This window comes from Victivallis sp. Marseille-Q1083 (genome assembly GCF_903645315.1).
In the GTDB taxonomy this organism is placed as follows: domain Bacteria; phylum Verrucomicrobiota; class Lentisphaeria; order Victivallales; family Victivallaceae; genus UMGS1518.
In genome coordinates this window covers 2,586,264-2,612,137 of record NZ_CAHJXL010000001.1, presented here as the reverse complement: position 1 = coordinate 2,612,137, position 25,874 = coordinate 2,586,264, and the positions used below count along the sequence as shown (strand labels likewise).

At 58.6% G+C, this 25,874-nt stretch carries 20 protein-coding genes; 7 read left to right on the top strand and 13 right to left on the bottom strand.

The genetic code is table 11. From position 1 onward, the window contains the following. Nucleotides 1-204: 204 nt before the first annotated feature. From HWX74_RS10720 to HWX74_RS10685, 8 genes are all read right to left on the bottom strand, one after another. On the bottom strand, nt 205-1,527 hold the full coding sequence (locus HWX74_RS10720; RefSeq protein WP_176012373.1) for an IS1380 family transposase: 1,323 nt from the start codon (nt 1,525-1,527) through the stop codon (nt 205-207). A gap of 400 nt (nt 1,528-1,927) precedes the next feature. After that, nucleotides 1,928-2,686 (bottom strand): class I SAM-dependent methyltransferase, encoded by a 759-nt coding sequence (locus HWX74_RS10715; protein WP_368506824.1) that lies wholly within the window; start codon nt 2,684-2,686, stop codon nt 1,928-1,930. A gap of 145 nt (nt 2,687-2,831) precedes the next feature. Then, entirely contained in the window at nt 2,832-5,381 is a 2,550-nt protein-coding gene (locus HWX74_RS10710) for a glycoside hydrolase domain-containing protein (protein ID WP_176013529.1), read from the bottom strand. 20 nt (nt 5,382-5,401) lie between these two features. Next, nucleotides 5,402-7,780, bottom strand: a complete 2,379-nt coding sequence (locus HWX74_RS10705; protein WP_176013528.1) for a glycoside hydrolase domain-containing protein — start codon at nt 7,778-7,780, stop codon at nt 5,402-5,404. A gap of 29 nt (nt 7,781-7,809) precedes the next feature. Then, a complete protein-coding gene (locus tag HWX74_RS10700; protein WP_176013527.1) occupies nt 7,810-8,448 on the bottom strand; it encodes a type II secretion system protein in 639 nt (212 codons plus the stop codon). A gap of 69 nt (nt 8,449-8,517) precedes the next feature. Continuing rightward, nucleotides 8,518-9,618, bottom strand: coding sequence for a GntR family transcriptional regulator (locus HWX74_RS10695; RefSeq protein ID WP_176013526.1), 1,101 nt, complete (start codon nt 9,616-9,618; stop codon nt 8,518-8,520). 308 nt (nt 9,619-9,926) lie between these two features. Further along, the gene (locus HWX74_RS10690) at nt 9,927-10,583 is read right to left on the bottom strand and encodes a type II secretion system protein (protein ID WP_176013525.1); all 657 of its coding nucleotides are present in this window, start codon (nt 10,581-10,583) and stop codon (nt 9,927-9,929) included. A 71-nt stretch (nt 10,584-10,654) separates the two neighbouring features. Beyond that, on the bottom strand, nt 10,655-11,749 hold the full coding sequence (locus HWX74_RS10685) for a LacI family DNA-binding transcriptional regulator (protein ID WP_176013524.1): 1,095 nt from the start codon (nt 11,747-11,749) through the stop codon (nt 10,655-10,657). Nucleotides 11,750-12,133: 384 nt separating this feature from the next. On the opposite strand from HWX74_RS10685, the gene HWX74_RS10680 reads away from it, so the two are divergent. Beyond that, nucleotides 12,134-12,925 (top strand): alpha/beta hydrolase family protein, encoded by a 792-nt coding sequence (locus HWX74_RS10680; RefSeq protein WP_176013523.1) that lies wholly within the window; start codon nt 12,134-12,136, stop codon nt 12,923-12,925. Between the two features lie 21 nt (nt 12,926-12,946). Beyond that, nucleotides 12,947-14,257, top strand: a complete 1,311-nt coding sequence (locus tag HWX74_RS10675; protein WP_176013522.1) for a glycoside hydrolase family 27 protein — start codon at nt 12,947-12,949, stop codon at nt 14,255-14,257. Nucleotides 14,258-14,487: 230 nt separating this feature from the next. Here HWX74_RS10675 and HWX74_RS10670 read toward each other — a convergent pair whose 3' ends face one another. Continuing rightward, nucleotides 14,488-14,655: a hypothetical protein gene (locus tag HWX74_RS10670; protein ID WP_176013521.1), complete on the bottom strand. Its 168-nt coding sequence runs from the start codon at nt 14,653-14,655 to the stop codon at nt 14,488-14,490. A 79-nt stretch (nt 14,656-14,734) separates the two neighbouring features. Then, nucleotides 14,735-15,562, bottom strand: a complete 828-nt coding sequence (locus tag HWX74_RS10665) for an AraC family transcriptional regulator (RefSeq protein WP_176013520.1) — start codon at nt 15,560-15,562, stop codon at nt 14,735-14,737. A gap of 137 nt (nt 15,563-15,699) precedes the next feature. Here HWX74_RS10665 and HWX74_RS10660 point away from each other — a divergent pair, with 137 nt between their 5' ends. The 4 genes from HWX74_RS10660 to HWX74_RS10645 are packed head-to-tail and all read left to right on the top strand — an operon-like array spanning nt 15,700 to nt 20,449. After that, entirely contained in the window at nt 15,700-16,809 is a 1,110-nt protein-coding gene (locus tag HWX74_RS10660; protein WP_176013519.1) for an alcohol dehydrogenase catalytic domain-containing protein, read from the top strand. A gap of 4 nt (nt 16,810-16,813) precedes the next feature. Continuing rightward, nucleotides 16,814-17,539: a S9 family peptidase gene (locus HWX74_RS10655; protein WP_176013518.1), complete on the top strand. Its 726-nt coding sequence runs from the start codon at nt 16,814-16,816 to the stop codon at nt 17,537-17,539. Beyond that, nucleotides 17,536-19,575 carry a pyruvate formate lyase family protein gene (locus HWX74_RS10650; protein ID WP_176013517.1) on the top strand — a complete coding sequence of 680 codons (2,040 nt, stop codon included), beginning with the start codon at nt 17,536-17,538 and terminating at the stop codon, nt 19,573-19,575. Before HWX74_RS10655 ends, HWX74_RS10650 begins: the two co-directional genes overlap by 4 nt. Then, nucleotides 19,565-20,449 carry a glycyl-radical enzyme activating protein gene (locus HWX74_RS10645; RefSeq protein WP_176013516.1) on the top strand — a complete coding sequence of 295 codons (885 nt, stop codon included), beginning with the start codon at nt 19,565-19,567 and terminating at the stop codon, nt 20,447-20,449. Before HWX74_RS10650 ends, HWX74_RS10645 begins: the two co-directional genes overlap by 11 nt. Nucleotides 20,450-20,513: 64 nt before the next feature. On the opposite strand, the gene HWX74_RS10640 is transcribed toward HWX74_RS10645, so the two are convergent. Then, nucleotides 20,514-20,837 carry a helix-turn-helix transcriptional regulator gene (locus tag HWX74_RS10640; protein WP_176013515.1) on the bottom strand — a complete coding sequence of 108 codons (324 nt, stop codon included), beginning with the start codon at nt 20,835-20,837 and terminating at the stop codon, nt 20,514-20,516. 1 nt (nt 20,838) lies between these two features. Then, nucleotides 20,839-23,247 carry an FAD-dependent oxidoreductase gene (locus tag HWX74_RS10635; protein ID WP_176013514.1) on the bottom strand — a complete coding sequence of 803 codons (2,409 nt, stop codon included), beginning with the start codon at nt 23,245-23,247 and terminating at the stop codon, nt 20,839-20,841. 438 nt (nt 23,248-23,685) lie between these two features. On the opposite strand from HWX74_RS10635, the gene HWX74_RS10630 reads away from it, so the two are divergent. Next, entirely contained in the window at nt 23,686-24,054 is a 369-nt protein-coding gene (locus HWX74_RS10630; RefSeq protein ID WP_176013513.1) for a hypothetical protein, read from the top strand. Nucleotides 24,055-24,213: 159 nt separating this feature from the next. Here the strand turns inward: HWX74_RS10630 and HWX74_RS10625 are convergent, their stop codons facing one another. After that, nucleotides 24,214-25,650 carry an efflux RND transporter periplasmic adaptor subunit gene (locus HWX74_RS10625; protein ID WP_176013512.1) on the bottom strand — a complete coding sequence of 479 codons (1,437 nt, stop codon included), beginning with the start codon at nt 25,648-25,650 and terminating at the stop codon, nt 24,214-24,216. Nucleotides 25,651-25,874 lie beyond the last annotated feature (224 nt).

The following is a 25,874-nucleotide window of genomic DNA, read 5'->3' as shown; positions in this document are numbered from 1 at the left end:
GAATCTGCCTCTTTGTTTTTGAAAATTTACGCAATATTCAGGCTAGCCTGAATGTTGCATGAAACTTTCGAATCGTCGAGAAATGTTCAGAAGATTCGGAAGTTTTTATTTTCAGAGTCGGATATTGTCGTTTTTTTGCAAATTGAGCATATTCCCCCTTTCCCCCGTTGTTGTTCGGCGAGCCGGGGACAGCTCTCCAAGGTTTTATTCCCAAGCGATGATTTTCGCAGCGATCAAGCGGAGGAGTTCCTGATTTGGACAAGCACTTGAAAGAGCAACATAAATTTTTCTGGTATTCCGCCGAATAATGGCACCGATTTTCACCAGGTATAAGCGAATGCTGCCGCAGGTAGCCTCGGCAAATTGAGTTCCTGTCAACAACAATGCCCGAAACCGTTCCATGAGAATATAAGCCAAACTTGAAAGCAGAAGCCGGAATTGATTTGCCGCAAAGTCATGGCAGCTCGTCCGATCAGCGAAAAGATCCAGCTGCTGTTCCTTGATCCTGTTTTCCATCTCACCTCGGGCGCAATAGACTTTTTCATAAAGATATTGTCCATCATCATCAAGATTGGTGACGATAAAACGATTATTCGGTCCGGGGGAGTTGAATTCCGCTTTGGCAATCACCCGGCGCGGGTATTTCCAAGTTCCTGCCGCATATTCGAACTGAGTAAACAGTTTTGCTTTTTCATGTGTTTCGTTGTAAAGTGCTTCCGCTTTCACTTGAAGATCTTTTGATAATTCCAGCAAACGTGGATTTTTCGCCAATCCGACAATATATTTGACCTCATTTTTATCACACCAGTTCAGCATTTTCTGCCGGCAAAAGCCACTGTCTCCCCGGAAAATAATCTTAACCTTCGGCCATTTCTGCCGAAAGCGCTTTACCAGTAGCGAGAGAATCGCCCAAGCATGCTTGGCCGCATCAATTTTTGATGGACGCAAATAAGCCACAAGCAATTGATCCCCGCAGAAAACATACAACGGCAAAAAGCAATAGTGGTCATAATAGCCATGAAAAAAGCGATTTTCCTGCATCCCGTAAGTGAGGTCATCGGTAGCATCGAAATCAAGAATCAATTCTCGAGGCGGCGTGGAGAAACTTTCGATAAAGAATTCGACAAACAATCGGCTCAAATCTACGCAAGCACGACGATCGATTCCATTTTCGAATCGACATAAAGTGCTTGGAGTGGCGAGTTGACGATCACGACCGGCAACAGTTTGAATCAGCGGATCAGTTCGCAATTCATGATGGTCATTGAGATCTTCATGGCCGGCAACCAAACCAAAAACTCGTTGACGAAGCATGCTCAGATAGGAATGTTCAACTTTTCCGGGCTGTCGAATATCAAAAGAATCCAGCAGTTTACCGGCGCGCCGGGTCAAACCGAGTTTGCGGTCGAATTCTTTCACGAAAAGCAACCCGCCGTCACTGCTGATATCTCCACCGGCGAAATTGAATTCAATTTTTCTGCTTTTCGGACCTTGAAAGACCGGAATCGAAACATTACATTTTGTCATTGGCAGACCTCGGCGTTATATTGTGATGTAAGATATTACAATATAATACGTTAGTCGAGAATCTGCCTCTTTGTTTTTGAAAATTTACGCAATATTCAGGCTAGCCTGAATATTGTATGAAATCGGAAAAAAAGACAGGCAATCTGTCAATCAACACATTATATTGTAACCGCTTATAAAACAGTATAACGTGGAAGATTGCCTATCGCGTAAAGGCAATCTTTAAAAAAAATGACAAAAGAACGGAACAAAGTCCGGCAGCGGCAGTCTATTACCAATGTAAATCTCCTATCTTTTTCCCTCTTTTGTCTGGCCTTCTCCCTCCCCCGGGAGAAGGCGCTTTTTTTATTTTCACAGCCGCCGCGCCGCTCGACCGGACCGGTGCGGGCCGCCTCGAAGTTCAAACATAACCAAGATAACTCCGCGTCAGATTCGGCATCACGATCCGGCCGTTTCGGGCATGATCCGCAAACAACCGGCGAACTGCTGCGACGAATTCCTCATAAGACGGGTCACCCGGCCGGGGCGCATAGGAAGCGGAAAGATTCCGACCGACGAATCCCGTTTCGTCCATCGCCAGATCGTGCCGGAACTGTTTTTCCTCATAACCGCCGCCACGAAAGAAATTCCGGAAGAGTTCCGGCATTTCCGCCATCCGCCCGCCGCTGAAACCGCGGAATGCCGGACAGAAAGCCCGGCAGATTTCGGCATTCGCCCTGACCAGTTCACTGTCGCCGTCCCGGTTGTTCCAGACCAGCGCCACCTTGCCCGCCGGCGACAGGATCCGGCGGCATTCCGCCCGGAACAAAGCCGGATCGAACCAGTGGAACGCCTGCGCCGCCGTCACCAATACGACACTGCCGGCCGCAATGGAAGTCGCTTCCGCCGTACCGGGCATCGCGGTAAAACCGCCGCACCGGCCCAAACGCCGTTCCATTTCCCGCCGCATGTCGCCGTTCGGTTCCACCGCCGTCACCTTCCAGCCGCGCCGCAGCAATTGTCCGGTCAAAATGCCGGTGCCGGCGCCGATATCGGCGACCGGAGCACCTTTTTCCAAGCCGGCAGCGGCCATCAAATAGTCGATATAAGCCTCCGGGTAGGCCGGCCGGCACTTGGCATACACGTCGGCCTTGCCGGAGAATCGATTCTCATTGGTCACGAAATTCACCTGCCTTTCCTGATTTTCCATCGGAATACGATACGTCCGGACTCCGTTTTTGCAACCGGTTGAACCGTCTCCCCCTAAAAAACAGGCCCGGCCGGAAAAGTTTCCGCCCGGGCCCGCCGGCACCCGCAGGTCATCGCTATTGAGTCAACCGGCCGATCAGCTCGACCGCCCGACGCCGGAAATTCCGGTAATCCTGTTCATTATTCGAGTAATTGACGTTGGAACGGAACACGCTGTTCAGCGCCAGCAAATCTTCCGCCGCCTTCAACAGCACAGCCGACTTCCCGGCCTGCCGGCCGGCTTCCAACGCCGCCCGGAGCTGAACGATATACTCGTAATCCTCCATGCCGTCGCAGATCACCTTCAAGCGCAGACTCGGCAGCGGCGAACCGTCTTCCGCCGGATACTGCAGCACACCGTCGCCGTTGGCGCCGTAAGCGCTGTTGTTGAACGGGTCTTCTGCGTTGAAAATCGCCGTCGCCCAGTAGAGAATGCCGTCGAAATCGTATTTCGCAGTCGACCAGGCCATCGCCCGCCAGGCCGAGGATACCGTATCCAGGTGATAGTTCGGCCACGGATACCACGGACCGGAGCAGGGATACTGCCAGACTTCGTTGCCCCTGGCCTGCTGCTCCGCCTTCTGGCGGAAATTCACCCAGTGCGAAGCCGGCACCCAGTATTCGATATCCTCGATCAACCGCGACGGATAATTCGCGTTGCTGCCGGTGATCAACACTTTGATATCCGGCGCGTTTTCATGGATCGAGCGGATCATTGCGTTGACTTCCGCCGATATGCCGTTGCCCGGTTCGTCGATCGGATAGGAGAAGGCATACGGCGCCAGGCCGTTTTCAACATAATGCCGATTGACCGCCTGCCAGATGGCCGGCCACTCCGCCGGAACACTGTAATCGTCGTCCTCAACGTTCAGGTGCCAGAGATACGGCCCGATGCTGAAATTGGTCGCGCCCGCCTCGATATACTTGCGGTTCAAGGCGTCATAGACGTCGGCTTCCACCCGGTAACTGCCGTCCGGCTGTTTGACGAATTCCGGCACGATGCCGGCAGTCAGCTCTTCCGGCAGCAACGACGGCGTGCCGTAGATGATCGGCGTCAGGCGGTGCTCGACCAGCATCATCGCGTATTCATCGGTCAGTTTGAGTAATTTCCCGGCATTTTCCGGTGTGGCTTCCCGGCAGAAACGCGTCCGCAGCGCATTTTCCCAGATCGAAAACGCCGTCTTCATGCTGTGCTTTACCGGAATGGTAATCGGATAAACTTCCAGTTTCACCGGCAATTCGGCGACGTTCCGGCCGCCGGCGGTCACCGTAATGCTGCCGGCATAATCGCCCGGCTCCGCATCCATCGGCACTTTGACCGACGCCCAGACCGGATAGACCTCACCGGCTTTCAACGAAAACGCCGCCGGCAGCGGGAACAGCGGGTCCGGATAATTTCCCTTGCCGCGCACAGTCGGATAACCGATCGCCGGCGCATAGGCGGTCCCTTCCCGGTAGAGCGTCACCGCTTCCGGCGCAATCGTATTGCCGGCGGCATCCTGCAACGCGGAGACTTCGACGGCGATGTCCTTCACCTCATCCCGACCGGTGAAAAAGACCAATTGAAAATTTTCGAACTCATTGCGGGCCGCTTCCAGCACCACTTCCCGCCTGGTGCTGTAATAAGGCAGATCGGCAAAAATCCGGCCGAAGCTGTCCTCCACCCCGATGCCGAGCCCTTTGACCGTCAGTTGCTTTTCCCGCGTCGCCGCCCGGGCGGCAGCCGGATCGGCCGGAAAATAGTAATGATTGGCGAACACCACTTCGGTCCCGTCGGTGATCAGAATATCCAGCGTTTCCGTACCGGCCGGATAAGTATAACGGAACGTGCCGTTCCGGTTGGCAACCTTTTCCGATTTGCCGCCGTTGACCGTCACCGTCATCTCGGCAGTCGGCGCGGCGGAAATTTCAAAGGACTTTTCGTCGAGCCCGGCCATCCGCACCGGCACGACGGCTTTGTCGGCCAGAATCATCTCCGGAAATTCCAGCGGCTTCTGGAACTGTCCGAGAATCAGCGCGAAACCGGAAAATTCCGGGTCGCGGCCGTCGGCCTTGTCCCGGTTACGATGGTTGAACGAACGGTGAAAACTGCCTTTCCAACCGCGGCCCGGAATGATTTGCGCCAGATCGCAGGAGGCGGCCGGCAGGGCCGCCTCGACCGTCCAGTCGTCCTTATTGACCGCCACCTTGCAGCGGACCGGACCGGGCTCATGGTCGATCCCGCCGAATTCGGCGTCGACGAAATTCAAACCGGCGGCGTCCTGCGAATACAGCAGCCACTGATAAATGTTCTCATTGCCGGGCGACATGATGAAAACCTCGATGCAGTCGTCATACAACGGCCCCTGATTCAAAATCGACACGTTGCGGTCGGAAGCGACGGCGCCGATATAGAAATAGTCCTTGTCGTATTTCACGAACAGGCGGGTCTTTTCCTTGGCCAGCCCGAGGTTGCTGGACAACTGGAAACCGGTGATTTCCAGAGCGTCCGCCCATTCAGCCGGGTCGATCACCCCGTCGATGACCGGCGCCTGACCGGTCAGCGGCACCGTCACCTGCGGCGTCAATGCCGAAGCCGACCAGACGGCGGCGGCCGCCAATGTAAACCCACACCATTTTTTGTTCATCAAAATTTGCTCCTTCTGCGTTATTGTACTGCGCTCAGCGCTTCACCGATTTTATGCCGGATCGCCAGCCAGGCGGCCGGGTCATCGTAAACAGCGTAAAAAGCCTCCGGATCCAGAAAAGTATGAAAGGAGGCTTCCCGCGGATTCTGCAGCCGGATCTCTTTCGCCCGGTCGTACTCCCGCTCCGGAATCAACCGCGCCAGTTCGGCGCGAATTTCGGCATAGACGGCCGGATTCTTCTCCCGCAGCAGTTCCAGATAAGTCCAGTCCTCCATGCCGTCGGCCAGCGATTTCAGGCGGATCGTCGGAATCGGGCGGCCGTCCGCGGCGGCATAGATATAAGTGCCCTCGCCGGCCGCGAACGGATTGGGTTCCGCCGGTGCGTTTTTATAAGTATTGAAATTGGCCGCCCAATGCAGCAGGCCGTCGTAATCGAACCGGGCGGCGCCGACCGCCAGCATCCGGATGCCGCACGGCGGCGTGTCGCTGTGCAGATTCGGCAGCGGATAATTCGGCCCGGTGCAGACGTAGGTCCAGACCGGTTTGCCGGCCCGCCGCGCCTTCAGCTGTTCCGGCCGGTTGGTCCAGTGCAGGATCGGCACCCAGATATCGACGCCGGGCATCGCCGGGTCCGGATAATTGGCGCCGCCGGAGGTCAGCAGCATCGGGAGATCCGGAGCCGCCACCGCCAGCATATTTTCCACCCGGTTGACCAATTCGACCTCCTTTTCCGGTTCGTCGATTGGATAGGCCACCGCGTCGGCCAGGTAGCCCCGTTCGGCGGCATGCCGCCGGATGAACGACCAGATCTTCGCCGGTTCGGTGGCTTGAATGTTCATCCACCAGTCGCCGCCGTCGAGTTTGGTTTCATCGAAATTGTAGTGCGGCCCGACCGCGACGACCGACAAACCGCGCCGGCGGTATTTGGCGATCAATTCATCGAAATACCCCATGTTGCCGACCGCCCGGCCGTTTTCGACCCGGTAATCCGGATAAACCGCCCGGCGCAGCCACGGCGCCACCAGCCCGGCATGGGCCAGGACGACCGGATTCAAACGATGCTCCAGCAACATGCTGCAATATTGATCCAGCAGTGCGACAAAGCCTTCGGCATCGCCTTCTTCGACATAACTCTGCAGATCGCGTTCCCAGACATTGACCAGGCTCGGCACGACATTGCGCTCCGGCAGCTCGAAATTCCAAACTTTCACCCGTACCGGCAGTTCGAAGGCGGGACTGTCCGGCTGCCGCAGCACGATTGTGCCGCGGTATTCGCCGGCCGGCGTCCGGCCCGGCGTGAAAATCTCCAGCCACAACACCGCCGGCTCATCGCCACCGGCCTCGAACTGTTCCAATTCCAGCAGCCGGTCCGGAATCCGCGGCAACGGATACATGTAAGGGCTCGGCTTCGGCATCGGATCATACGACACCCGGCTGGCCTTAAAGTCGAAAGGATGCTCGCAACCGGCCGCGTCAGTCAACGTCGCCGGCAATTCCACGCTGAAACCGGTCAAACGCCGGCCCTCATACGGCAGAATCAGCAACTGGCAATTTTCCCGTTCGAACGCGGCGCTCTCCACCGCCACTTCCGGTTGAAAATTCCCCGGATGGAAGGCTGCCGGCAAAATTCTGGTCAGGCCGGATTCCACCGCGACGGCGTACGGCAATCCGGCAGCCCCGGCGCCGAACAGCGCCGCCATCCGTTCCCGGCGATAGGCATCCAGCGATTCGCTGCCGAGCGCCTTCAACCGTTCCCGCCGCTTCAGCCGTTTCACTTCGCCAAAATCGCGGTCGGCCGCCGGCAGCACTTTTAAATCATCCAGCCAGCCGTGAAAAACCCCGCCGTCTTCCCGCAGCCGGCCGCCGATGCGCCATGGCTCCCCGGAAAAGCGCAGTTCACCGGGCTGCTCCGCCGCGGTCCGGCTGATCAAATCGCCGTCGAGATACAATTCCAAAGCATTCTGGTCATAGACCAGCGCGAAATGATACCATTGTTCCGGCTGCAGCCGCTGCGGATGGGCATAACCGTTGTAAATCTGCCGCCCGGAAGCGGTATGCACCTCATACCAGCCGAATCCCGGCCCGCCGTCAAAGCAGAGATCGCGGGCCGGACTTCTGACCAATTGAAAAAACTCCGAATCCGCTTCCGGCCTGCCCCAGAACGAAACGGTCATCTCGTCCCGCGGACGGCTTTCACCGGTCAACTGCAATTCCAGGAAGTCACCGCGCCCGTCGAAGTAAAGGGCGTTTCCGACGATCCCCTCTCCCCGGCAGACCGCCGCCGAACCGGTCAGGCTCTGCCGGCCGTCATCGCTGGTCAACGGTTCCAGGCCGTCGAAAGACCATTCACCGCCTGTCGCCGCCGTCACCGCCAGGAGGATGCCGGCGGCAAATTTCATCGTTTTCCGATTCATAAACAATCGTCTTTTCAATCCTGGTTGCAGAAGTCCCGATAGTTCACCTTACGATCCTCCGGATTGTCGGTCGGATCGAATTCCTGCTGTGTAAAGGAGTCGACATGGCCGTCGACAAAGGTCAGATTCGTCCGCGCGCTATGATCGTACGCCCAGAATTTCTCCTTTTCGATGCAATCCGGGGCCCAGCGCCAGAACGCGTGCAGCGCACAGGAATTGCCGCCGTTGTCGAAAGCGGTCCGTTCGCCGAACATGCCGTTTGCCGAAGGTTTGTCCATCGCCGTCATTTTCCGGTCGCCGCCGGCGAAAGCGCCGTTGATGATATAAGTCGGCATGCCGTTGTCTTTCGCCTCCGATTCCGGAGCGACCGGACAATTGAACGCGCCATCCCACACCGAACGGTTTTCGCCATACGGCATCAGGCGGTAATGCCAGGTGTTTTCATAATTGTTGTCCTCCTGCCACGGACCGCAATCATTGTTGTCGTCGGCATACATGATCACCGACAGCGCCAGCTGCTTGAGTTTGCCGGTGCACCGGATCGCTTGCGCCTTGGCTTTCGCTTTGCCGAGCGCCGGCAGCAGCATACTGGAAAGAATGGCAATAATGGCAATCACGACCAGCAATTCAATTAATGTGAATTTTCTTTTCATCTTCTGAATCCTTCTTTCTGGAAGTTTGGTTTAAACAGTTTAAAAATTCAATTTATCATTTTCGACGGCTTAAACATTGTAAGCCTGGGCCGTCGGGCTGAAGAGGTTTCTGCAGCTTTCGCCGATGACCAATTTGCCCGGCAGCAGATGCGACTGTTCAATCGCGGCATTGGAATTGATCTGCTGCAACAACAATTCCGCCGCCAGCGTCACCGCTTCGCGGGTCGGTTCCGACACGTGGGTGATTTTCAACGGCAGATTGGCCAGCGTATCGGACAGATCGTAACAAGTCAGGCTGACGTCGTCCGGAATCCGCTTGCCGACGAACGCCACCTTGCGCATGAAACGCGGCACATAGACGCCGTTGATCGCGAAAAAAGCGGTCGGGCAATCAGGCCGGCTGAGAATTTCGATGACGCCGTTGGACAAATCCGGGTTGAGGACATCATAGATGATCGTCTGGCGCGGATCATACGGCAGCCCGGCTTCGCGCAACGCTTCGAAATAACCGGCCAAACGCTGTGACGGCCGGGCGAAATTATCGTTCGACGCGCAGATCAGGCCGATCGACTGGTGCCCGGCCTCGATCAGGAAACGGGTCGCCTTGTAGCTGTTGACGAAACACTGGTACCCGACGAACGGCGTCACCCCGTCTCCCACCTCGCGGTCGAATTGGATGACCGGTTTGCACTTGACCATTTCCTTCAGGATCTCCACCGCACGGGGCGCTTCGAACAACGGATACAGCGGCAGATAAAGCACACCATCGGTCGTGTTGTCATACATCAGCGCTTCCAGCTCCTCCGCCTCCGATTCCAGCGTAAGGTCGTACAGCTGGATGTTCAATTCGACATTCAACGCCTTGAAATAACGATGCAGCGTCGTGACGATCGTCACGAACAGCGGCTCCAGCCCGCCCGGCAGCAGCAGCGCAATGCGCCGGGATCTGACCGGCGACTTCGGTTTGGCAAAATAGATGCCCTTCTTCGGTTCCCGGCGAATCAGACAATCCTTTTCCAGCAGACTCAATGCCGAATTCAACGTCGCCAGGCTGACCTGATACTCCGCACAGAGTTCCTTGATCGACGGCAGCTTTTCGCCGTCCTTGGCCCGAAGCGCTACCGCGTGGAGCGTTTCATAAAGTTGTTGATATTTCGAGTTCATCGTCATGCGCTGCTTCCGGGTGACAAAGATGATTAAATACGTTCTGCGATTGTTGTTTCGTTATAAAGTATACTATATCGATACAAAAAAGTCAATATGGCAACCGGTTTTTTCTTTTCTTTATTTGGCTTTCGGCTCTCAAGCGGGCGGAAATACGACAAGTCAGGTCCCCAAGCCATTTCTCTCCTTGTATCGCAACAGCAAAGGACACGCCACACCCGATATCAAAAATCACCGCATCACGGCCGGAATCGTCTGCCGCCGGCTGTGGCTGCCGGCGGCAGAGCAGGAGTCTCCAACGGTCATTCCGGCGGTCAATTGCTGGAGTTGCCGTCGGCGTCACCGTCACAGAAATCCCAGAGCGTCAGCTTACGGCCGCTGGAATAATCGTTGGACGGATCGAATTCGCCGAGCGAGTAAGATTCGACATGACCGTCCATGAATGCCAGATTAATCCGGTTGGAGTGATTATAAGCCCAGGAATTTTCCTTCAAATTGTCGTTGTTCCACATATACCAGCCATGAAAAGGATTCATTCCGCATCCGCCATCCTGAATCGTCCGGCGTTCGCCGTACATGCCGTTCACCGAGGGCTTGCTGAACGCGGACAGCTTGCGGCCGAAAGCCACGAACAGTGCGTTCGGGAAATAACCGGGCAGGCCGTCATCTTTGTCGGGCGTAGCGACATTGCAGTTGAAACCGCCATCCCATACCGACTGATTGTCATAATAGGATTCCATCTTCTGATGCCAGGTTTTGTCGTAACTGTTGGATTCCTGCCACGGGCCGCAATCATTGTTGTCATCGGCATAAATCGTCGTTCCCAGTGCCAACTGTTTCATCTGGCCGGTGCATTTGATCGCCTGCGCCTTGGCCTTCGCCTTGCCGAGCGCCGGAAGCAGCATGCTGGCAAGAATGGCGATAATCGCAATCACGACCAGCAATTCGATTAATGTGAAATTCTTTCTCATCTTTGGATTCCTTCTTTTGGACGTTTTGTTTTTCGGGTTCCAAAATTTATTCTGTTTGTTCGACGCATCAATCATTCATTATAAGCCTGGATTTCCAGTTTCGGCATCACCTTGCAGCTTTCACCGGCCACCAGTTTTCCCGGCAACAGTTGCGACTTGACAACCGGCGTTTTCGAATCGAGCTGCTGCAGCAACAGCTCCGCCGCCAGCGTCACCGCTTCACGAGTCGGTTCCGACACATGGGTAATCTTCAACGGCAGATTGGCCAGCGTATCGGACAGATCGTAACAAATCAGGCTGACATCGTCCGGGATCTGTTTGCCGACGAACGCCACTTTGCGCATGAAATGCGGCACATAGACGCTGTTGATCGCGAAAAAAGCGGTCGGACAATCAGGCCGGCTGAGAATTTCGATGACGCCGTTGGACAACTCCGGATTGAAAGCATCGTAAATGATCGTCTGCTGCGGGTCATACGGCAAGCCGGCGTCGTGCAGCGCGGCAAAATAGCCGGCCAAACGCTGCGACGGCCGGGCGAAATCATCGTTCGAAGCACAGATCAGGCCGATCGACCGGTGCCCGGCTTCGATCAAATGCCACGTGGCGCTGTAGCTGCCGTTGAAGCATTCGTAGCCGACAAACGACGTCACCCCTTCCCCGACTTCGCGGTCGAACTGCACCACCGGCTTGCGCTTGACCATTTCCTTCAGGATCTCCGCCGAACGGGGCGTGTCAAACACCGGATACAGCGGCAGATAGAGCACGCCTTCCGAACTGTCGTCATCCATCAGCGCCTCCAGCTCCTTCGCCTCCGATTCCGGACTCAGATCGTACAACTGGATATTCAACTGGATATTCAACGCCTTGAAATAACGGTGCAGCGTCGTGACGATCGTTACGAACAACGGCTCCAGCCCGCCCGGCAGCAACAGCGCCACCCGCCGGGTCCTGCCCGGCGCCTCCGGCCTGGCAAAATAGATGCCTTTCTTCGGCTCCCGGCGGATCAGCCGGTCCTTTTCCAGCAGGTTCAGCGCCGAACTGAGCGTCGCCAAACTGACCCGATACTGCGCACAGAGGTCCTTGATCGACGGCAGTTTCTCGCCGTCTCTGGCCTGGAGCGCCGCCGCATGGAGCGTTTCATAGAGTTGCTGGTATTTCGAATTCATCGCACAAGTCCATCCAAGGAATATTATCTTTCCGCATTGTCGTGTTGTTTCGTTATAAAGTATAGTATATCGATACAAAAAAGTCAATACCCTGGCCGACTTTTTTCGATTTTTTTTCGATTTTTCCCTTTTTTCCTGTCAAACCGGCAATTTTCGCTCAATTACCGGCGTACAACCTATATCGCTATAGTAAAATATATTTCCACACTATATCGAAAAACATCAATCCAGGCCAAAGCAGGAATCGCAGCGACGGCATTCTTCGTTCCTGGCTCCACCGGGCGCCGCGGCGAAATCCTTCCGGAAAAGATTCCTTTGCCGCTTGCAAGAATCATTTCGACAATTATCTTTCACCATGATTTTTTATCGATCAAGGAGACGAAAATGGCTTTTTTACAATGCAATTTCCATTCCGACACTTTGATGCGCGGCTGTTCCATGAACGTCATCCTGCCGCAGCGTTCCCATACGCTGATCGGCCAGCAGTCCGGCCGGGCGGCAGCCGCAATGCCGGTACTCTATCTGCTCCACGGCATGAGCGACGACCACACCATCTGGATGCGCCGGACCTCGATTGAACGTTATGTCGCTCCGCTCGGCATCGCTGTCGTCATGCCGGACGGGCAGCGCAGCTTTTACCGCGACATGGGCTACGGCGGCCGCTTCTGGAGTTTCCTCAGCGAAGAACTGCCGGAAATCGTCGCCGGCTTTTTCCCGGTCAGCCGCCGCCGCGAGGACACCTTCGTCGCCGGGTTGTCGATGGGCGGTTACGGCGCCCTGAAGCTGGCGCTGAAACATCCGGATCGGTTCGCCGCCGCCGCCAGCTTCTCCGGCGTCACCGATATCGCCCATTTTACCGATGCCAATGCCGATGCGGGCTGGCGACAGGAAATGCGGACCATCTTCGGCGACGCCGGACCGCAACCCGGCAGCGACGACGATCCCTTCGCTCTCGCGAGCCAGGCGGCCCGGGCGCCGCAGCGTCCCCGGCTGCACCTGGAGTGCGGAACCGAGGATATTCTCTACGCCGACAACGTCAAATTCCGCGATCACCTCCGGAGTTTCGGAAACTGCTTCGATTTGAATTATATCGAGCGTTCCGGCGGTCATACCTGGGAATTCTGGGACGTCTGCATTCAAAATGCCCTGCAATTCATGTTTCCAAAGCAATCGTAAATCAATCCAAAGGAGTTTGCCATGCGAATCGATACCCTTCCTCAACCGGTCATGGGCTGGAACAGTTTCGACTGTTGGGGAATTTTCATCAACGAAGCCCAGGCGCTGGCCAATCTGGACGCGTTCCTGACCAAGCTGAAACCCCACGGCTATGATTATTTCTGCATCGACGCCGGCTGGTATTCGGAATACGGCGCCCTGCTCGAGCCGGACAACCCGGCAGCCGCCGACCGGATCGACGTTCATATCGACGCCTACGGACGGCTGGTGCCGGCGCCGAAACTGTTTCCGCGCGGCCTTCGTTATATCGCCGACCGCTGCCATGAGGCCGGCATCAAATTCGGTGTGCATTTGATGCGCGGCATCCCGCGCAAAGCGGTCGAGGAAAATACGCCGGTGCTCGGCGCCGACGGCATCCGCGCCGCCGATATCGCCGATACCGGCGATCTGTGCGGCTGGTGTCCGCTCAACTACGGCGTCGATATGACCAGGCCGGGCGCCCAGGCTTATTACGACAGCGTCATCGCCTATCTGAGCGATGAACTGCAAATCGACCTGCTCAAAGCCGACGACCTGGCGGATTATCCGGCCGAAATCGAAGCGATCGGCAAAGCGATCGCCAAGGCGTCGCGGCCAATCGTCTACAGCCTTTCCCCGGGTGATTTCGTCTGGACCGGCAATTACGGGTTGATCCGGCAATATTGCAACATGTTCCGGATTTCCGGCGACATCTGGGACCGCCCGAACGACCTGACCCGGATTCTGGATCGCTGGGAACAGTGGGAAAATTGCGGCGACCGCAGTTGCTGCCTCGATCTGGACATGATTCCGTTCGGTGCGCTGCAGGTCTACTCGAAATCCCGGAACTCTTCGGACAATGCCGCCCTGAGCGGTGTCGGGCACAGCCGGATGAGCGAACTGTCCGCCGCGGAAAAACGCTTCTTCATCACCCAGCGGGCGCTGGCCGCGTCACCGCTGCTCTTCGGCGGCGACCTGACGCTGACCGACGACGAGGATATCGCCCTGGCGACGCACCCGGAAATACTGGCCTGCTGCCGCAACTTCGTGGTCGGACGCAAGGTATATGCCCGTTATCAACTGGATGTCCGCAAAGCGCCGGAACAGGGCAACGCCGGCCACGGCTGGTTCGGCATCTTCAACCGCCACGCAACGCCCTGGCAATGCACCTTTCAGCCGGCCGATTTCGGCTTCGAACGGTGGCCGGAGCGGCTGTTCAGCATCTGGGAGAACAAGAGTTATCTTCCGGATCGGAACGGCCAATTGGTCATCGATTTCGAACCGGTCATGGAGGTGAAATTTTTCCGCTATTGATAAAAATCCAATCGCTCCGGCCCGGCCGGAGCGATCTGCTTTTTTTTCATCCTGATCCGCCCCTCCAACCGCACGAACGGCTCAGGCGTTGAACGGCTCTGCCGAAGCGTGCCCGTCCCCCCGGACGACATTGGCAAAGTCATTGTGCCGGAACGCGGTCGTCTGCATCCCCCGTCGAGGAGTGGCAGATGTACGGCGTCCTGTTGGAGATTCCCATCGCATTCATGAAATTACCGGCATAGGCGATGGCGCCGGCCTGTATCCGGCAGCCGCCGCTGTACTTCGACATAAAAATTCTCCACCGCTTCCGGCACCGGATTGTTCCCCGCATTTCCATTGCCGCAATCGTTCAGCAGCAGACTTCCGGCCAGGGCGCCGGACACCGGCAACCACTTCATATCCAGATACTCCCTCATAAGATCATTCAATAATCAGCATCGATGCAAAAAATTTGTAGATCGTTTTAAAAACGGAATACTAGCAGCTCGTCCGGCACTCTTTCGGCGGCCGGCCGCGCAGCCGCCGGAATACCCTTGAATAGTGGAACTCATTGGCGAAACCGGTCGCCTCGGCCACTGTTTTGAGCCGCATGCCGCGCGCCAGCAGCGGCAGCGACTGTTCAATCCGAATCCGCTGCAAAGTCTCAAGCAGCGTTTCGCCGCTCTCAAGCCGATAGCGGTGCGCCAGTGTGGAAAGACCGATGCCGAGTTCACGGGCCAACTGAATCTGGGTGATTTTTTCCATATAGTGACGTTCGAAATATTCACGCACCCGGGTCGCCAACGGCCGGGGCGGCAATTCCCGTTCATCCACCGAACGGATAAAGCCCTCCCGGCACGGCCAGGAACGGGCAACCAGGAAATCGAGCAGTTTCGCCAGCGCCCCGCAACTGCGGAAATATCCGGCGCTGCCGCCGGCGGCCGCCGTATCGATCGTCTCAAAAAGCAGCGACTCGATCCGATGCTGCGGATCGAGGAAACGGGCAAACCCGGCCGGATTGTCCGCCAGACGCCACAACGCGCCCCCCTCCGCGTCAAACACCACATAAGCCGACCGGACCGGTTCGCCGGCACAATATTCCTCACGATAGAAGAATTCCGGCGGATAGAGATGTCCGACGTTGGCCGGCCGTTCCAGCCACGGCCCTTCCCCGGCCTGCACCCGGCCGCAGGCGGCGATGGAATAATCGAACACCCAGTGGCCGTGGCGATTTTCATTGGTTCGATCGCTGCCGCAGACCGACTGCTGGCGCTGGGCGGTATGGAGCGCGATCCGCGGCGCTTCGCTAAAATAAAATCCCGGCATGGCTCATTCTCCAGATTTGCAGAATCGGATATGTTTTTCCACAATCAGACATTCTTTTTCCGTCGGTTTCATACTATACTAAATATAAAATCCGATTCTTTCAAATACAACCATTCAGCAGTGGAGCAAGCAACGAAATGAAAAGAAAAGCGGCAATTTTCCAAGGTCCCGGCCAACCATTCCAGGTACGGGAATATCCAACCGTCCAGCCCGGTCCCGGCCTCGCCGGCCTGGCGCTGCTCTCCAGCGGCATCTGCGGCACCGATGTCCACATCGCGGCCGGCAAACTGGCGATGCCGGACTTCCCGCTGATCATCGGCCACGAATTCATCGGACGAATCGATATGCTCGGCGCCGGGCCGGCGGTCGACGCACTGGGCCGGCCGCTGGCAGTCGGCGACCGGGTGATTGCCAGCGTCGCCGTCCCGTGCGGCAACTGTTTCAACTGCCGCAAAGGCGAAACGGCCAGTTGCCTCGCCTTCGGCGTCACCTACGCCCAGCCGGCGTCGGACCCGCCGCATTTTCACGGCGGCTTCGCCGAATATCTCTACAGTCCGCTGACCAACCTGGTAAAACTGCCGGAGCAGGTCGACACCTTCGCCGCCGCCGCTTTTCCCTGCGGCGGTCCGACGGTCATCCGCGCCTGTGAATACGGCGGCGGACTCGAAGCGGACGAATTAATCGCCATTCAGGGCAACGGTTCGCTCGGTTTGTTCGCGCTGGCCTGGGCCAAGGCGCACCGCTGCCGTACCGCGCTGATCGGTTCGGCCGCCAATCCGGCCCGCCTCGCGTTGACTGAAGCATTGGCTCCCGACCGGTTTTTCGATTACCGCCAGTCAACGAACGACGACATTCGTCAGGCCCTGCTGGCCGAAGCCAGACGTCTCGACCGCGGCGACGGCGCCGACGTCGTCATCGAAACCAGCGGCGCGCCGGACGCCTTCACGTTCGGGCTGTCGCTGCTGCGCACCCGCGGCCGTTATTTCGTACCGGGGCAGTATTCCAACCGGGGCGCGGTGGCGATCGAACCGCAGCAGATCACCTTCCGGGCGCTGCGCATCATCGGCAGCGGGCAATATACCATCGCCGATATCGGCCGGTATTTGGAATTTCTGGCCGCCCATCCCGAACTGCAGAAACTGTTCAGCCGGCTGGTAACCAGGTATCCGGTCGCCCAGGTCAATCAGGCGATGGCCGACGCCGAAGCCGGCCGGGCGATCAAGGCGGTATTCGTGCCGGAGGAATGAAACAATGTTATTTCGGCGAGTCGATTATGCCAGCCCGGTCGACAACGCTCCCGACTGGTACCTGCAGCACGACGGCGCCCCGAACCGCCCCTGCGTCGTCATGCTGCACGGCCACGGCGCGCACGGCGATCAATTGTTGACCCGCCCGGACCTGGCCCGGTGGCTGCCGGAACTGGCGGCGCTGCAAATCAGCCTGCTGCTGCCGAACCTGCGCGACAACGCCTGGATGTCGCCGGCCGCCGCCGCCGACCTCGCCTGGCTCCTTTCGACCGTACCCCAACGCCGCTCGAAAATCGTCCTCTGGGCCGGCTCGATGGGCGGCACCGGCGCACTGATTTTTGCGGTGCTTCATCCCGAACTGGTCGACGCACTGGTCGTCATGGGCGCCGCTACCGACCTCGGCCGCTACCGCGACTGGTGCGGCCGCCAGCCGGCCGCAATCCCGGCCGAAATTCACCGGGCGATCATGGCCGCCTATGCCGGCAGTTCCTGCCGGGCGCACAGTGCTGTCGACCGGGCGGACCGGTTGACGATGCCGATTCGCTTCCGGCACGGCGGCGCCGACCAAATCATCCCGGTGGAACAGGCCAGGGCGCTGGCAAAGCGGCTGGCCGGGCGGACGAACTTCGATTACCGGGAAATTCCCGATGGCGACCACGACTCGCCGCTCGCCTTCGGGCTCGAAGATCTGCGGGACATGTTGAAGAAACTGGAAAGGACACAACCATGAAAAATTGGCGGGAAGTTTTAAAGCGGGAACGTTCCGGACAATATCCGGCCCAGCCGCCGGTCGATCTCTTCCGTTACCGGCAGGGAGTCTACTACCGGACCCATGACGGCGCCGAAACGCCGGAAGCGATCCGGCGGGTCGAAGCCTTTCGCCACGCTTTGCTGACCATTCCGGTCTTGCTGGCGGAAGAACAGGAATTTTACGGCGGCGTCGAACTGTTCCGGCGCGCCGAACTGCCGCCGGAAATCGAAGCGGCCGATTACGCCGAGGCGATCCGTTATGCGGACCGGCATCCGTTACGGCCGTTTGAAATCGGCAGTTCCCACACGGTACTCGATTTTGAAACCGTTCTGACCGAAGGACTCGGACGAATGATCGAACGGGCCCGGCTGGCGGAACGGCATTTTCAAACGCCGATCGCCGTCGCGATGCGCCAGGCCCTGGAAGCGCTGCGCGACTGGCTGCAACATGCCGCCGATGTCCTCGCCGCCTCCCGGCCGGCCGCGGCGGAGCGGCTGCGCCGGATCGCCGTCGAGCCGCCGCGGCATTTCGACGAAGCCATCCAACTGGTCTGGGCGCTGTTCGTCGCCCTGGAAATGGAAGGCCGCGCCCACAATGCGCTCGGCCGGATCGACCAGTATCTGCTGCCATTCTGGCGGCATGACCAGCTCGACCGCGAGCCGACGCTCGATTTTCTCTGCCAGCTCTGGAGCAAAATCGACGGCTTCCAGGAGGTGACCAACCTCTGCATCGGCGGCGTCACGCCGGACGGCAGAGATGCGGCCAACCCCTTGAGTTTCCTGATGCTGGAAGCGACCGGCCTTGTCCGTTCGGCGCACACCAATTTGTCCGCCCGGCTGCACGACGCGAGCAGCGACGCATTTTTACTGGCCTGCATCCGGCTGATCGGCAGCGGCATCGGTTTTCCGGCGGTATTCAACGACGAAGTGAACATCCGGATGCTGCAGCATTTCGGGATTCCGCTGGCAGCGGCGCGGGATTACGCGCTGGTCGGCTGCGTCGAAGTGCAGCTCGCCGGCCGGCAGTGCGCCTGGGGCGACAGCCGGTTCAATCTGCCGAAAATCTTCACTGAAACCATGCTGCACCTGCCGGAATTTCCAACCTTCGAAGCCCTGTGGGAAGCCTTCGCCGCCGGCGTGCGTTGCGGCCTGGAAGAACACGCCCGGCGTTACAACGCCGAACTGGCGGCTTTCGATCCGGCGATTTTTCCCGATCCGGTACTCTCCGCCGTGACGCGCGACTGTCTCAACCGCGGCTGCGACATCAACGCCGGCGGCAGCGAATTTCCGCGCTTCCACGGTATCGGCATGATGGGCCTGGCCACGCTGGCCAACAGCCTGGCGGCGGTGAAAAAACTGGTCTACGAAGAAAAGCGTATCGAACCGATTCGGCTGGTCGAAGCGCTCCGGCGCGACTTTCAGGGCGACGAAGAGTTGCGGCAGACGCTGATCCACTGCGCGCCCAAATACGGCAATGACGAACCGTACTGCGACGAACTGGCGGCACGCATCGTCGAACTCTGCGCCGCCGAAGCCGGCCGGCTGACCATGGCCGACGGCGGCTGTTTCCAGAGCTGCATGGCCTCGAATACCAGCAACATTCCGGCCGGCGCCGAAACGATGGCCACCGCCGACGGCCGCCACGCCGGCGTCGCGCTGTCCGACGCGGCCTCGCCCGACGCCGGGCTCGACCGGGAAGGCCCGACCGCTTTCGTCAATTCGATCATTCGTCCCGATTACTCGCAGGCGAACTGCACGGTGGTCAACATGCGGTTTCTGCCGGAGATGTTCGACGACCCGGGCCGGCTGCTCGTACTGCTGCGCCGCTTCATCTCCGGGCGCGGCCACGAGATGCAGTTCAACGTGACCGACAACGCCACGCTGGCCCAAGCGATCGCCGAACCGGAAAAATATGCCGACCTCATCGTCCGGGTCAGCGGCTTTTCGGCATTTTTCACCCAGCTCGACCCGCTGGTGCAGCGCGACATCATGCGGAGGCGGGCGCATGGCTGCTGAAGGAAATATCCTGCGCATCCAACGCTTCTGCGTCAAGGACGGTCCCGGCATCCGCACGACGGTGTTCCTGCAGGGTTGTCCGCTGCGCTGCCGCTGGTGCCACAACCCGGAATCGCGGGAATTCGCGCCGCGCGTCTCGGTCAATCCGGCCCACTGCCTCGGCTGCGGACGCTGCCGGCCCGGGGCAATTCCCCCGGCTTGCCGCCGGACCGCCGCCACCGCCTGTACCGGTTGCGGAAGATGTGCCGCCGAATGTCCCGGCGGCGCGTTGACGCTGCTCGGACGGCCGATGAGCGCCGAGGCGGTGCTCGCCGTCGTCCGCCGCGACCGGTTTTACTACGATCAGAGCGGCGGCGGCCTGACGCTCTCCGGCGGCGAACCACTGTCACAACTGGAATTTGCGCTGGAACTGTTGAGGCTTGCCCGGCAGGAGGGAATCCATACCGCTGTGGAAACCGCCGGCATCCGCCTGCCGGAACCGGTGGAGATTTTGGCGGAATGCAGTGAATTGATCCTGTTCGACCTCAAAGCGGCCCGGCCGCGTTACCGGGAACTGACCGGCGCCGACGGCGAAACGGTCGAAAAGAACCTGCGGCGTTTATCGGCCGCCGGCGCCCGGCTGCGGCTCCGCGTCCCGCTGGTGGCCGGCGTCAACGCCGAACCGGCCCTGCTGCGCTGGCTGGCCGAACTGGCCGCCCTGCCCGGCGTCGAAGGCGTCGACCTGTTGCCGTATCACGATATGGGACGCGGCAAAGCCACGATGGCCGGACTGCCGGAACCGGATTGGCCGGCGCTGGCCGCTCCTTCGCCGGAGCTGCTCGAACGGTGGCGCGTCGGGCTGGACCGACACGGCATCGCCGTATCGGTCGTGTGACGATCCGAATCATTGGACGCTATGAAAATATCGCCCGGACCACCCCGGAGGAGCCGGAACGAAGCTATTTTCCCCCGGCCGCCTTGACCGCCTGGTATTTCCGGCGCAAACAATGCAGGATGGTCACCGGATTTTCCGCCGCGATCCGGTACAATACCTGACGGCGGTCGCGGCGGCAGGCGATCAGCCCGGCGACGCGCATCTTGTTGAGATGCTGCGACACGGCGCCCTGCTGCCCGTCGATTCCTTCGACAACCGCGTTGACCGAGGATTCGCCGTGAATATCCAGATAGTCCAGAATTTGCAGCCGCTGCGGATGGCCCATCAGCCTGATCACCTCGGCCATCGGCCGGAGGAATTCCTCCGGCAGTCGTTCTTCATTCATCATATCAGATAAACAAAGTGTTGTTGCTGGACTGGGCCATCTCGACAAAGCTGGCAACGCCGGCCACTTCGTCGACTTCAATCAATTCCTCCCGGCGAATTCCCATGATATCCATCGCCATTTCGCAGGCGATGAACCGGACCCCGAGCGCCCGCGCCTGCTGCAGCAACTCCGGCAGCGCCGTCACCTGGCGGTCCGCCATCACCTGTTTCATCATTTGCGTGCCCAGGCCGGCCATATTCAGCTTCGACAGCTTCAGGCGACCGGCGCCTTTCGGCAGCATCCAGCCGAACAGGCGCGCCAGGCCGCGTTTGGCGACCGGCGGCGCCGGATCGCGGCGCAGCACGGTCAAGCCCCAGAAGGTGAAGAAAATACCGACCGGTTTGCCGGCCGCCGCCATGCCGCAGGCGATGATCAATGCCGCCATCGCCTTATCCAGATCATTGCTGAACAGCACGATAGCACCGCCATTCGCCGACCGTCCGGACCAAGCCGCCCCGGACGGAGCCACGCCGCCCTTGCGGATGACCGCCCGGAGATGATCGGCCAGCTTTTCTTCCCCGACCAGCGAATTGCCGCTGGAACGCAGCCAATTGGCCAGATCGACCTCGAAAGAGAGCGGCGCCAGCAATTCCACTTCTCCGCCGTCCGCCAAAGCATCGACCGCCTGCTTCAGCCGGACCACCGGGCCGGGACAAGCCAACGCCCGGGCGTCGACCACCGGCCGGTCGGCGGCGGCTTTCGGCGGCGGCGGTTGAACCGGCGACGGTTTCGTCAGGTTATCGGCCGGCGGCTGCAACTGCTTCCAGGTCAGATAACCGCCCGAAAGATTGACCGCGTCGAAACCGTGCTGCACCAGGATGCGTTCCGCCACATACCCGCGCAAACCCGATTGGCAGAAGATGAAAATCCGGCGGTCTTTCGGCAATTCGGCCAGCTGCCGCCGCAACGCGCCGAGCGGAATATGGTGCGCCCCCGGCAACGAACCGAGTTCGAACTCCGCCGGCTCGCGGACATCGAGCAGCCAGGCGTCGGCCGGCAACGCTTCGAAATAGGCCGCCGTCGTCAAACCTTCGATGACGTTTTCGCCGATCATGCCGGCCAGATTGACCGGATCCTTCGCCGCGCCGTACGGCGGGGCATACGCCAATTCCAAATCGGCCAGCGCCTGAATGGGCAGACCGTTCCAGATGGCGGAAGAGATCACGTCAATCCGCTTATCCACCCCTTTGGCGCCGACGATCTGAGCGCCAAACAATTTGCCGCCGTCCCCGAACAACAGCTTCATATGCAGCGGCGCGCCGCCGGGATAATAGGAAGCGTTGGAGTTGGGATGCAAATAAATCTTCCGGTAGGGTATTTCGGCCGCCTGCAGCCACCGTTCGGAATGGCCGGTCGAACCGGCGGTCAGGCCGCCAACCTTGATCACCGAGGTGCCGATGGTACCGCGATAACGCCGATGCTGCCCCAGCACATTGGCCGCCGCCAGCCGTCCCTGCCGGTTGGCCGGCCCGGCCAGGGCAATCGCGGTCGGCTGTCCCAGAATCGGATCGATCACCTCGATCGCATCGCCGACCGCATAGATATCCGGATCGGCCGTCTGCAATTCGTCATTGGTAACGATGTGGCCGCGCGCGCCAAGCTTCAAACCGGCCGCCGCCGCCAATTCCGAATTCGGCCGTACCCCGATGCTCAAAACGGCCAGATCGGCCGTCAGGCAGCGGCCATCCGCCAGTGTCGCCGTCAAACCGGCTTCAGCCGGCCGGAAGCCGGTCAACTGCGCTTCCAGCACCACGTCGATCCCGCCGCGGCGCAATTCGGTTACCAGCAGGTTGCCCATTTCAAAATCCAGTGTCGGCAGCAATTGGCGTCCCCGCTGAACCAGCGTCACCGCCAAACCGCGCCGCTGCAGATTCTCCGCCAGCTCAAGCCCGACAAAACCGCCGCCGATCACCAATGCCGTTTTCGCGCCGGCTTCCAGCGCCGCCGCCAGCCGGTCCATATCCGCCAGTGTCCAGAGGTGATAGACGCCGGGCAACTCCGCCCCCGGCATCGTGACCGGCGCCGGCGATGCGCCGGGCGCCAGAATCAATTTATCGTAGGACTCCATCACCTCCCGCCCGGTGGACAGGTCGCGCAACTTCACCTGCCGGCCGGCCCGGTCGATCGCCGTCGCTTCGCAACGCACCCGGACATCGACCCGGAAACGGGCCCGGAATTTCTCCGGCGTCATCACCAGCAACGCGTCGCGCCCGGCAATGATTCCACCCAGGTGATACGGCAAACCGCAATTCGCATAGGAAATGTTTTCGCCGCGCTCCACCAGCACGATTTCACAATTTTCATCCAGCCGCCGCAGCCGGGCCGCCGCACTTGCGCCGCCGGCGACTCCGCCGATAATCAGAACTTTCATGACTTTCTCCCGAGTTGACTTTTATATTAAGATATCATGATATTTTGATATTTCAAATCGACGGATCAACTTTGGAGCCCCTAAAAACAATACGGCTTCACTCCCGGCTGGAACAGCTATAAATACGCCATATGCAGTTTTTTCATAAACAGCTCAGCCGGCCAGGCGATGATCGGCCGGCGCCGGCGGCAGGCTGAAATTGCGAAGTGCAGTCCGGATGTTCCTTGTTTCAAGTTCTGCCGGATGATGAAAAAAAATGGCTTCCATCATTACAGTAAAAAAAATTAATTTTCACTTGATATTGCCGAGATCAGCGATATTTATACTAATATAATAAGGATTGAGCCGTTTTACATCAGTGTTTTTGAAAAAAATAGCAATTCACGCGGGGGATATGTTTTTTCACCTCAACCCAAAATCAGGAAAGGGAAATGAGCTATGTTGATGGTGTTATTCATTTTTATCGTATCTTTGCTGGTACAGGCGGCGTTGTTCTATGTGGCCGTCCGGCTAACCGGCAACCCGACGCCTTACAAAGTGTTGTTCCAGATCGCCCTGATTGGTTCGCTGTGTGCCCTGGTTCCATTCATCGGTTTTCCCATCAGTTTGATCGTCGTTCTGTTTTTGCTGGTGAACTGGGGGGAGATGTCCTGGGGCGCCGCCATTCTGACGGTTTTGCTCACCTACGCGCTGGCGATTGCCATGCTCTTGGTGATCGGACTGATTACGGGAGTTACTTTTTTCGGTCTGTCCGACACTGCCGCGACCACCACTGCAGTTCCGGCCGGCATTGTCCTGTTTCGCTAGAGACAGCCGTCAAGCGATGGATGGCGCAACCGCCATCCATCATTTCCCTCAACTTTGCCGCCGGCAACGCCGAAGCGATCGGCGATTTTCCGTCGACATACCCCGGCGGCCCCGGCGGATCTGCCGGACGCTCAACGGCCGGAACTTTTCCATTTTTATTTATTGAACCACCTGGCCGGCTTCTATTTTCTGGCCGAGCCGCGGCACGATGATCTGCAGGCCGTCTTTCAGTTGCGGCGCGTTGACCCGGACGTAATTCATCGATTCACCCAGCTTCGCAACGGAAATTTTTTCGGCTTTTCCGCCGGCAGCCGCCAACAAGAAGTATTCCGCATCGTCCTCGTTGTACAGCAAGGCCTTCTTCGGCAGGTAAAAGCCTTCCAGTTCGAAATTTCCCCGGAGATTGACCTGTAACTGCTCCCCGGGCCGGAATTGACGCATCTGCGCCTGGTAAGCCACCTTCGCCGCATCGCCGGTCAACGCCGCCGGAACCTGATTGGCCAGCAGATCGAATTTGCTCAACTCCGGCGCCGGTTCAATCGCCTGCATCCGGTAGACGCCCTGCACCGTCAGCATGTTGATCGACCGGACCGGCACCCGTTTCAGCGTCATGCTCCGCGTGACGGGCCGTTTGTCGTCGTAGGCGGCGGCATCGGTCACTTTCCAGACGAATTCGCCGGCTGTATCGCGGTGAAGCGCCGGCGGATCAATCCAGAAAACCGGCCGGCCCGGTTCCGGTTCCGATTCGTTGACGAAACTCAGTTCATCGATCCGCGGCAACTGCCGCTCTTCGGCCGTCAGGGTGCCGATCGGCAGCAACGGATTCTCGACATAACAGTTCAAACGGTCGGTCAGCACATCTTTCTGATCGAACCAGGCGGCCACCGGCGTCTCCGCACCCACCGGAAAAACCTTGACCGACGTCGTCAAATCGATCTGGCTGGTCAACTGTTCCGACAGCGGCACCACCACTTTCATCGGCGAAAGCAGGACAATTTCCAGGACATCCTGCGCATTGTCCACCACCGTCCCCGGATAATAGTAAATTTCGCTGATCATACAGTTGAACGGCGCGGCGACCGTACAGGAATCCAGCACATACCGGGCCTTCTCCAATTCCACCCGGGCTTTTTCAAACTCCACCTGAGCGGTATCGTACTTCAATTTCGTCTGCAGGTACTGTTTGGTGCTGATCACTTCGGTCTTGTGCAGCGACAAGTCGCGCTGATAATCCGCTTCACTCTCAGTCAACGACGCCTGCGCCTCGCTCAAACGCAGCTTCGCCAACTCCAGATTGTGCTGCGGGACCGCCGTATCCTGCTGGGCGATGACGTCGCCCTGTTTCACCACCTGCCCGATGTCGTTGAGGATCCTCCCCCTCAGAAATTTACCCGCCGGCGCAATAAAAGTGATCCGCCCTTTCTCTTCAAAGGAAATTTTCGCCCGGCGCGGATATTCCACCGAACCGGTAAAAACCAGATCCTCCGGAAAGTGGCTTTTCAAAGCAAACCAATCATACTGTTCCGCCGCCGATAAGCCGGCAACGCTCCACGACAGAACCGTCAATCCCAGCAATTTCCAAACCGTCGCAGTCATTTTCCGCCTCCTCGAACTTTTTCTCCACGCGTACAGGCATCGCCGTTCTCTCCGGAATTAATATAGAGAGTTTCCGGTAAAAGCCAAATCGATTTCCGCCGAATCGCCGGAATCGGGCCGGTCAAAATCGATTCGGCCGCCAGATGCCGTGAATAAAAAAAGCAAGAAGTGACTTATCTACCTGCAACCGTCCAAAACGAGGGGGTCGTGAAAAACCTCAAAAA